6 protein-coding genes are annotated in these 7,481 nt (G+C 48.8%); 5 read left to right on the plus strand and 1 reads right to left on the minus strand.

Annotated elements, in window-relative coordinates:
- Positions 1 to 176 precede the first annotated feature (176 nt).
- Both ACTIE6_RS13140 and ACTIE6_RS13145 read left to right on the plus strand, forming a co-directional pair.
- Complete coding sequence (locus ACTIE6_RS13140) at positions 177 to 1,415, plus strand: PAS domain-containing sensor histidine kinase (RefSeq protein WP_439557073.1); 1,239 nt, start codon at positions 177 to 179, stop codon at positions 1,413 to 1,415.
- Positions 1,416 to 1,445: 30 nt separating this feature from the next.
- On the plus strand, positions 1,446 to 2,510 hold the full coding sequence (locus tag ACTIE6_RS13145; RefSeq protein WP_439557074.1) for a response regulator: 1,065 nt from the start codon (positions 1,446 to 1,448) through the stop codon (positions 2,508 to 2,510).
- 30 nt (positions 2,511 to 2,540) lie between these two features.
- On the opposite strand, the gene ACTIE6_RS13150 is transcribed toward ACTIE6_RS13145, so the two are convergent.
- Positions 2,541 to 4,331 carry a hypothetical protein gene (locus ACTIE6_RS13150; protein ID WP_439557075.1) on the minus strand — a complete coding sequence of 597 codons (1,791 nt, stop codon included), beginning with the start codon at positions 4,329 to 4,331 and terminating at the stop codon, positions 2,541 to 2,543.
- A gap of 216 nt (positions 4,332 to 4,547) precedes the next feature.
- On the opposite strand from ACTIE6_RS13150, the gene ACTIE6_RS13155 reads away from it, so the two are divergent.
- From ACTIE6_RS13155 to ACTIE6_RS13165, 3 genes are all read left to right on the plus strand, one after another.
- A complete protein-coding gene (locus ACTIE6_RS13155; protein WP_439557076.1) occupies positions 4,548 to 5,939 on the plus strand; it encodes an alkaline phosphatase in 1,392 nt (463 codons plus the stop codon).
- Between the two features lie 99 nt (positions 5,940 to 6,038).
- Positions 6,039 to 6,578: a RidA family protein gene (locus ACTIE6_RS13160; protein ID WP_439557077.1), complete on the plus strand. Its 540-nt coding sequence runs from the start codon at positions 6,039 to 6,041 to the stop codon at positions 6,576 to 6,578.
- 172 nt (positions 6,579 to 6,750) lie between these two features.
- Entirely contained in the window at positions 6,751 to 7,458 is a 708-nt protein-coding gene (locus ACTIE6_RS13165) for an RNA polymerase sigma-70 factor (protein WP_439557078.1), read from the plus strand.
- Positions 7,459 to 7,481: the final 23 nt, after the last annotated feature.

Raw genomic sequence — 7,481 nt, forward strand, 5'->3', positions numbered from 1 at the left:
GCATGGCATTCGACGCGCGGCTCTGGGCCAAAAAGCCGGAAGCCGACCTGTTTAGCCAGACCGTCTGAATTTCTCCGAAAACATCATTCAGTACATAACAATGCCACCTTGTTCGCTCACTTTTGTAATTTGCCTTTTTTATGTTTGATAGCGATATCTTAACTCAGACCAAGGTGATGACAAGGCATATTGAAATGCTCGACGCGCTGTTCAAGCACGCGACGGAGGGCATTGTGGTAGTGGACAAGACCGGAACAATCGTCATGCTGAACCCCAAAGCACGCGAGCTGTTTGGTTATTCGGATACGGAATTGATCGGCAAAAAGATAGAAGCATTGATCCCGCAGCGGTTTACCCACAACCACGTACACTACCGCAACGAATACCTGGAAGAACCCAAAGCGCGCGGGATGGGCCACTTAATGGACCTTTTTGCAAGGAGGTTTGACGGCAGCGAATTTCCGGTGGAGGTAAGCCTCAGTCCGTTCAAAACGAGTGTGGGCGAATTTGTCGTGAGCTTTATCGTGGATATTACTGAGCGAAAAAAACAGGAAAAGCGCATTATTGACGCAAACCTCGAAATACAAAAACTGAACGCGGAACTCGAAGAACGTGTGGAACTGAGAACGAAAGAACTGGCGAATGCCTTGCAGAAGATCGAGGAATCGCAGGAAGAAGTGCTCCGGGCATTGAAGAAGGAAAAGGAGCTGAATAATATGAAAAGCCAGTTTGTGACTATCGCTTCGCACGAATTCCGTACGCCGCTGGCCACCATTCTGTCCTCCGCCTCGCTCATCAGCCGGTATACGACCACTGAAGAGGAGGAAAAAAGACATAAACACGTGCAGCGGATCAAGTCGGCAGTGACCAACCTGACCGAGATACTGAATGATTTCCTGTCCATCGGCAAGCTCGAAGAGGGCCACGTGCACATTGTTCCTGTGGAAGTAACCCTGGCTGCATTCGGCAACACGCTGGTGGAGGAAATGCAGGGACTTTGCAAGGAAGGACAGCAAATTCATTTTCAGCTCACCGGAAATGCGGAGGTATGGCTCGATAAGCAGCTTTTGCGCAATATTCTTTTCAACCTGCTTTCCAATGGAGTGAAATACTCAGAGCCAGGAAAAGTGATCAGCCTGAATATCAAAGCAGCTACCGAATCTGTGGTGATCGAAGTCAAAGACCAGGGAATCGGGATACCGCTGGCTGACCAGTCCAACGTGTTTGACCGGTTTTTCCGCGCCCAGAATGCAGGTACCGTACAAGGAACCGGTCTCGGGCTGAATATCGTAAGCAAATACGTGGATTTGATGGGCGGGACTGTCTCCTTTTCGAGTGAAGTGGGTGTAGGTACTACCTTTATAGTGACTTTGCCCAACCTGGTACCTGCCAAATCAAAGTCCATTTCCCTGTAAGTGAATCTGAATCATTGAAACTGACACAAATTGGAAGCGAAGAAGATATTACTGATTGAAGACAATCCCGAAATGCGGGAAAATACGGCCGAGATCCTCGAACTCGCCAACTATAAAGTAGTTACCGCCAAAAACGGCAAAGAAGGTGTGCAGGTTGCAGCCGAATTCGGCCCCGATATGATCATTTGCGATATCATGATGCCCGAGCTCGACGGTTACGGCGTGCTGCACATGCTCAGCAAAAATGAGAAAACAGCCAATATCCCATTCATTTTCCTGACCGCCAAAGCCGAGAAAGAAGACTATCGCAAAGGCATGACGATGGGCGCTGACGATTATCTTACCAAACCTTACGACGACATTGAGCTGCTCAACATCGTCGAAATGCGGCTGCAAAAGAGCGAGCGGCTGAAACGCCAGTTTGAGCGCTCTGCCAGCGGACTCGATCAGTTTATCGAGGACGCGCAGGCTTTTGATATGATTGCAAAGCTGGCCGAGGATAAGAAAACAAGAACGCTGAAAAAGAAGGATACGATCTACACCGAAGGCAGCTATCCTTCCAACATTTACTTTCTCAGGAAAGGCAAAGTGAAGTCCTACAAATCAAATGGGAGTGGGAAAGAGTACATCACCGATTTGTACAAAGAGGGCGATTTTTTTGGTTACCTGGATCTGCTACAAGGCGAACCTTACCAGGAAACGGCCATTTGCCTCGAAGAATCCGAGGTTTCCATGATCCCGAAAGATGATTTTTTCAATCTGTTGCAGGCCAACCGCGAGGTATCTTCGAAGTTTATTAAAATGCTTTCGAACGAAATCAAAGACCGGGAAGACCGCTTGCTGCAACTGGCATACAACTCGGTAAGAAAGCGGGTGGCGCAGGCGCTGGTGATGCTCGTACAGCGTTATCAGGAAGATAAATCAAAACCATTTTCCATGTCCATTACCCGTGAAGACATTGCTTCCATTGTAGGCACTGCCACAGAAACGGTGATCAGGACTTTGTCGGATTTCAAGGAAGAAAAGCTGATTGATATGAAGGGAAGCCTGATCACGGTTTTTGAGTACGAAAAATTGGCAAGAATGCGCAACTAGACTGTTGGTCCGGTTGCGCATTTGAATTGTTCAGGCGCAGTTCGCAAGTTCAGCAACCGTCAAACCGGCTTCAATTTCAGTTAGTTGCCCTAACATCTCCGCCCGATAAGCTTCATCCTGGTTCTGCATTTGCGGGATCAGGGTTTTGTAATAATCGATACCTGCCAGCAACTGTTCGCGGAATTTGTTCAGGTACTTTTGCTTTTTATCAGTGAAGTTGCGGAGGTGCAATTCCAGGTCTTTCCGGTAATGCGCCACATACAAATTGAGCTCGTTGATGAACATATTCGGGCGCGCCACATCGGACAGCAGGTTGATTTTACCGTAAATGTGCGCCACCATTTCGTCGAGGGAAGCCACTTCCGAGAACCACGCCAGGTTAGGTCCGGGACAAATCGCAACTCCGTGATTTTCCCTTGCGCCCAGTAAACCATGCTTGATCAGCGTGCCGGTACTCAGGCCGTCACATAGGCAAACTTTCTCGGTAACTGCATTGAATTGCTCCTGGTACTCGACTTCCGGCAGGTTGAGAGATTTCAGTTGCTTGATTTTCAAATTCTGATACTCACGCGATGCAGTACAAACAGGCTCCTGCGTGAATTCGGTATTGGATACCAGGTACTTTTTGGTACACGGACTACCCGGCCTGCCTTTCGCGATCCTTTCCAGCCGCTGTTTTTCCGAACTGCTTTTTTTAAAATTATTGAACAAAACACCCAGCGGCGAGGAATTGCTAACATAATAGTCTGATTCATCGGCACTCGCGAGATTTTGCAACGTTTCGTGATCCACATTGGTCGCCTCGGGAACAAGCAAAAACGGACTGCCCCAACCGGTGGCATCTACCTGGTAATGTTCAAGTAAAAAGCGGTCTTCCTTCGCCGTCCCGATTCCGCCCTGAACGGTAATGCGGAGTGCAGGCGCATTGGTTAACGCAATGTTTTTGGTTAAAAGCGCATTTTGGTACAAGCCAAAAAGTTCGTCGATCAGCTCCTGTCTTTTCTCTCTAAACTCTTCGAGGATCGGCCCGAGCAGATATCCATCGGTAGCAAATGCGTGGCCGCCGCAATTCAGTCCCGACTCAATCCTGAACTCCGAGATCCAGATTCCCTTTTTGGCAAGATACTTGGCCTGGATCAATGCAGAACGGAAATCGCTTACTTTCAGAATAATCCTTTTACCAAAATTTCCTTGATTGTCAGGCAGAAAAACATCGAACTGATCAAGGTAATTGTATAAACGCGGGTTCATCCCGGCCGAAAGTACGAGCGACGCATTGAGGTTGCTGTTGGCAAAACCGCGCAATGCAGCCGACGCGTCGGAGAACTGATCAGGGAGCTTTTCGCCGTATACATCCTTGTTCAGCTTGTCCACCTTGGACATGATATTCACGTCAATCGCGCCTTTGACCAGGCCGTTGCGTAGCTGCTCTTCCATTCCGGCGCGTTCAGCGGGGTTTTCTGTCGCCAGCATTTGCAGGTACAGCTGTTTGAGCGGCGCAGTATCAGGCAGCAGGGTGAAATAGCGGGTGATTTCTGTTCCGTTTTCAAAAGGCGAATTGCGGAGATGCTCGAATTTTCGGTTGACGATCCTGTCGAGCAGATTGAGGTATTCGGTAATGCGGCGGCTCCTGAAATCAGGTTCGTCCTTTTTAATGGGCGTATAAACCTCGTTATTTTGAAGCGAATGAAACCGGCGCATGCGCTCGATCATCTCGTCGTCGACAATGGAAGCTACTGATGAAATGCCGTAATGCGCAACTTTGGCCGGTGTATCCACCGAATAACCTAACCCGAGAACGGGAATATGGAATGTATGCATGGTTTGACTTTGTATAAAATTCTAATAAAATCCCAAAGCCAAAACTAGCCGCATTCGCTTTCCCGAACCCTGACCAGCATCGCGTCGAAATATGAAAAAGATCAGTTTGCAAATCTTAACAAAACCATAACCGCAGCTTCTCATTGTGTTTGCATTTAAATTCTTCCTTTGCGATAGCTGGCACTTACCGGCTTTGCATTTACATTCAATCAGGAAATGAAAAGAAGGGATTTTTTTACAAACAGCTCGGCGGCACTTTTGGCTGGACCGGCATTGTTCCGCGGTAAAAGCGATACTTCGTCGCCCGTTAGAAAAGATAGTATTGCCAAAAACATCATCTTCATGGTCAGCGACGGTATGAGTACCGGTACGCTGAATATGGCCGACCTGTTGCTCAAACGGAAAAACGGGCGCGATACCAGCTGGATGAAGCTATACCTCGAACAAACCGGCAGCCGCGCATTCATGGAAACTTCCTCTTCCAATGCATTGGTCACCGACTCGGCCGCAGGCAGCTCAGCCTGGGGCGGCGGCAAAAAGGTACCAAACGGAAACCTGAATGTAAATGCCGACGGCAGCTTCAATAAGCCCATTCTACAAAAGTTCAAAGAAGCAGGTAAGTCGGTAGGCTGTGTTACCTCGGTCACGATCACCCACGCCACGCCCGCGGGTTTTTGCATTAACAACAAATCGCGGGGCGACGAATCGGAAATCGCATCGCAATACCTCGACTTGAAGTTCGACGTGATGATGGGCGGAGGCGCGGAGTTTTTCTCGGTAGAAAAGCGCAAAGACAAGGCGGACCTTTTTGCAGATTACACGAAAGCGGGTTACACCGTCGCGCGTGACCGCAACGCCATGCAGGCGCTCAACAACATTCAAAAGCCGATTCTCGGGGTTTACTGCGAAGGGGCACTTCCCTATTCACTCGACACATTTGAAAATAAGGATCTTCAACAAAAAGTACCTACGCTGGCAGAAATGACAGCGAAAACGCTGGAACTCGTTTCTAAAAACCCGAAAGGATTTGCTGTCCAGATTGAAGGTGGCAAGGTAGACTGGGCTGCGCATGCAAATGACGCCGGCGGCTTGCTGTACGATCAGATCGCATTCGATGAGGCGATCGAGGTAGCGCTTGATTTCGCAGCGAAAGACAAAGAAACACTCGTGATCATCACCACCGATCACGGCAATGCAAATCCCGGCTTGTTCGGCAGCGACAAGCAGTTTGATCTTTTTCAAAAATTCAGACATACCAACAACTGGATCCTGGGTGACCTGAAAGAAATACCCAACGCGGCCCAGCTGATCGAGCGCATTGAGTTCGCACAAGGGTACGCGATCAAACAGGCGGAAGCCGAAAAGCTGATCGGGCTCTTTGGTGACAAAAATGAAAAAGGGCTCTATATCACTAATAAGAAGCTTTTCCGGGAGCTCGCGGCAATACAGACCAACTATACCGGAGTCGGCTGGGCCGGAATTGACCACTCAGCTGACTATGTGGAACTCGCTATGTTCGGGCCGGGCAGCGAATCACTGAAACCTTTTGTACAGAATACAGAGCTCCACAACTTTATGCTTGAAAAAACAGGAATAGCAAAAATTTAAAGCGCATTGATATCGGCCGCATTTCAGCAGAAATGCGGTTTTTTTATGTTTGAAGCACAAAACGGGCTATTTTTGACGATCACATCTTAATTGTTGATTATGTCAAAAACTGCTTCCAAAATTATCCTCGCCTTTATACTGGCCGTATTTGCAAGTCCCTCATTCGCGCAGTCACGCCCGGATGTTGAGAAAAAGCTGACAGAAATGGGCATTACGCTGCCCAAGCTGAACGCGTCCAAAGGCAACCTCCTGCGCGCTGTCCGCGTGGGCAACCTCGTGTACCTTTCCGGCCACGGACCAGATAAGCCGGGCGGCGGACAAATCCTCGGCAAAGTCGGCGACGACCTGACGGTAGAGCAGGGAAAAGAAGCCGCCAAACTGTGCGGTATCGCATTGCTGGCTTCCCTGAAATACGAAATCGGCGATTTGAACAAGGTTAAACGGGTAGTTAAGGTACTTGGTATGGTCAATTCAGCGCCTTTGCTCACACAGCAGCCGCAGGTAATCAATGGTTTTACCGATTTTATGATTGAAGTTTTTGGTGAAAGCGGCAAGCACGCGCGCTCGGCGGTCGGTGTTGCGTCGCTGCCTTCGGGTATCGCGGTAGAGATCGAAATGATTGTGGAAGTGGCTCCTTAACCAGCCAGACTTATTTTTTCCAAAACGCCCGGGTCTGTGATCCGGGCGTTTTGCATTACAGGGGTTAGCTACTTTCTGAGAAAAAATGATTTTGCAGAAAAATATTTCGTGAGTGGCTAGGTAATTAGTTTTGGCTGTCTGTCATATCAATACAGAGCCAAATTATTACAACATGGGTGGATTTACCAGGCCGGATCATTCAGAAGACCAGGAAAGCAGCAGCTTTGTTGCGGGCAATGCGGCCGCGCGTGCAGGTAATGGAGGCGGGCTTTCAGACGGCGAGTTCTTCATCAGGAAAACCTTTGAAACCGACGTACAAAAAGGTTGTGAGTTGTTATTTCAGCGGTACTACAAGCCGATGTGCAGCCACGCGGTGCGTTTTGTTTATTCCAAAGATGTTGCCGAGGATATCGTCGCCGAGATCTTCTGCAATTTCTGGGACAATGGAACCTACCAAACCGTGCATTCGTCTTTCGGCGCTTACCTGTTTGCTTCGGTCCGAAACCGCTGCTTTAACTACCTGCAAAAAGAGCAGAACAAAACGCTTTCGCTTGACGCGATCGCGGAAAACGATCCGGTCCATTCCATTCTGCCTGAGAAGATCATGCAATACGAGGAGCTCTACCAGCAGGTAAATACGCTGGTGACCAGCCTCTCGCCCCAATGCCAGAAGGTATTTATCATGAACCGTTTCGAAGGAAAAGCCGGCAAGGAGATTGCCGCGGAACTTAGTCTTTCTACCCGCACGGTTGAAGCTCACATAGCGAAGGCACTTTCCATTTTAAGAAACGGCCTGAGGCATTACTGGACCGAGATCCTGCTGCTAGCGCAATCGGGGCTTCTGATGAGAGAATTTGAAAATATTTTAACCAGTCTATAGGTAATCACTTCTTCCTGTCTGTC

Source organism: Dyadobacter sp. (assembly GCF_051859145.1).
Classification (GTDB): Bacteria; Bacteroidota; Bacteroidia; order Cytophagales; family Spirosomataceae; genus Dyadobacter.

Coding starts and splice junctions, on each gene's coding strand:
- ACTIE6_RS13140 (WP_439557073.1), top strand. CDS start 177: ATGACAAGGCATATTGAAATGCTCGACGCGCTGTTCAAGCACGCGACG.
- ACTIE6_RS13150 (WP_439557075.1), bottom strand. CDS start 4,331: ATGCATACATTCCATATTCCCGTTCTCGGGTTAGGTTATTCGGTGGAT.
- ACTIE6_RS13155 (WP_439557076.1), top strand. CDS start 4,548: ATGAAAAGAAGGGATTTTTTTACAAACAGCTCGGCGGCACTTTTGGCT.
- ACTIE6_RS13160 (WP_439557077.1), top strand. CDS start 6,039: ATGTCAAAAACTGCTTCCAAAATTATCCTCGCCTTTATACTGGCCGTA.
- ACTIE6_RS13165 (WP_439557078.1), top strand. CDS start 6,751: ATGGGTGGATTTACCAGGCCGGATCATTCAGAAGACCAGGAAAGCAGC.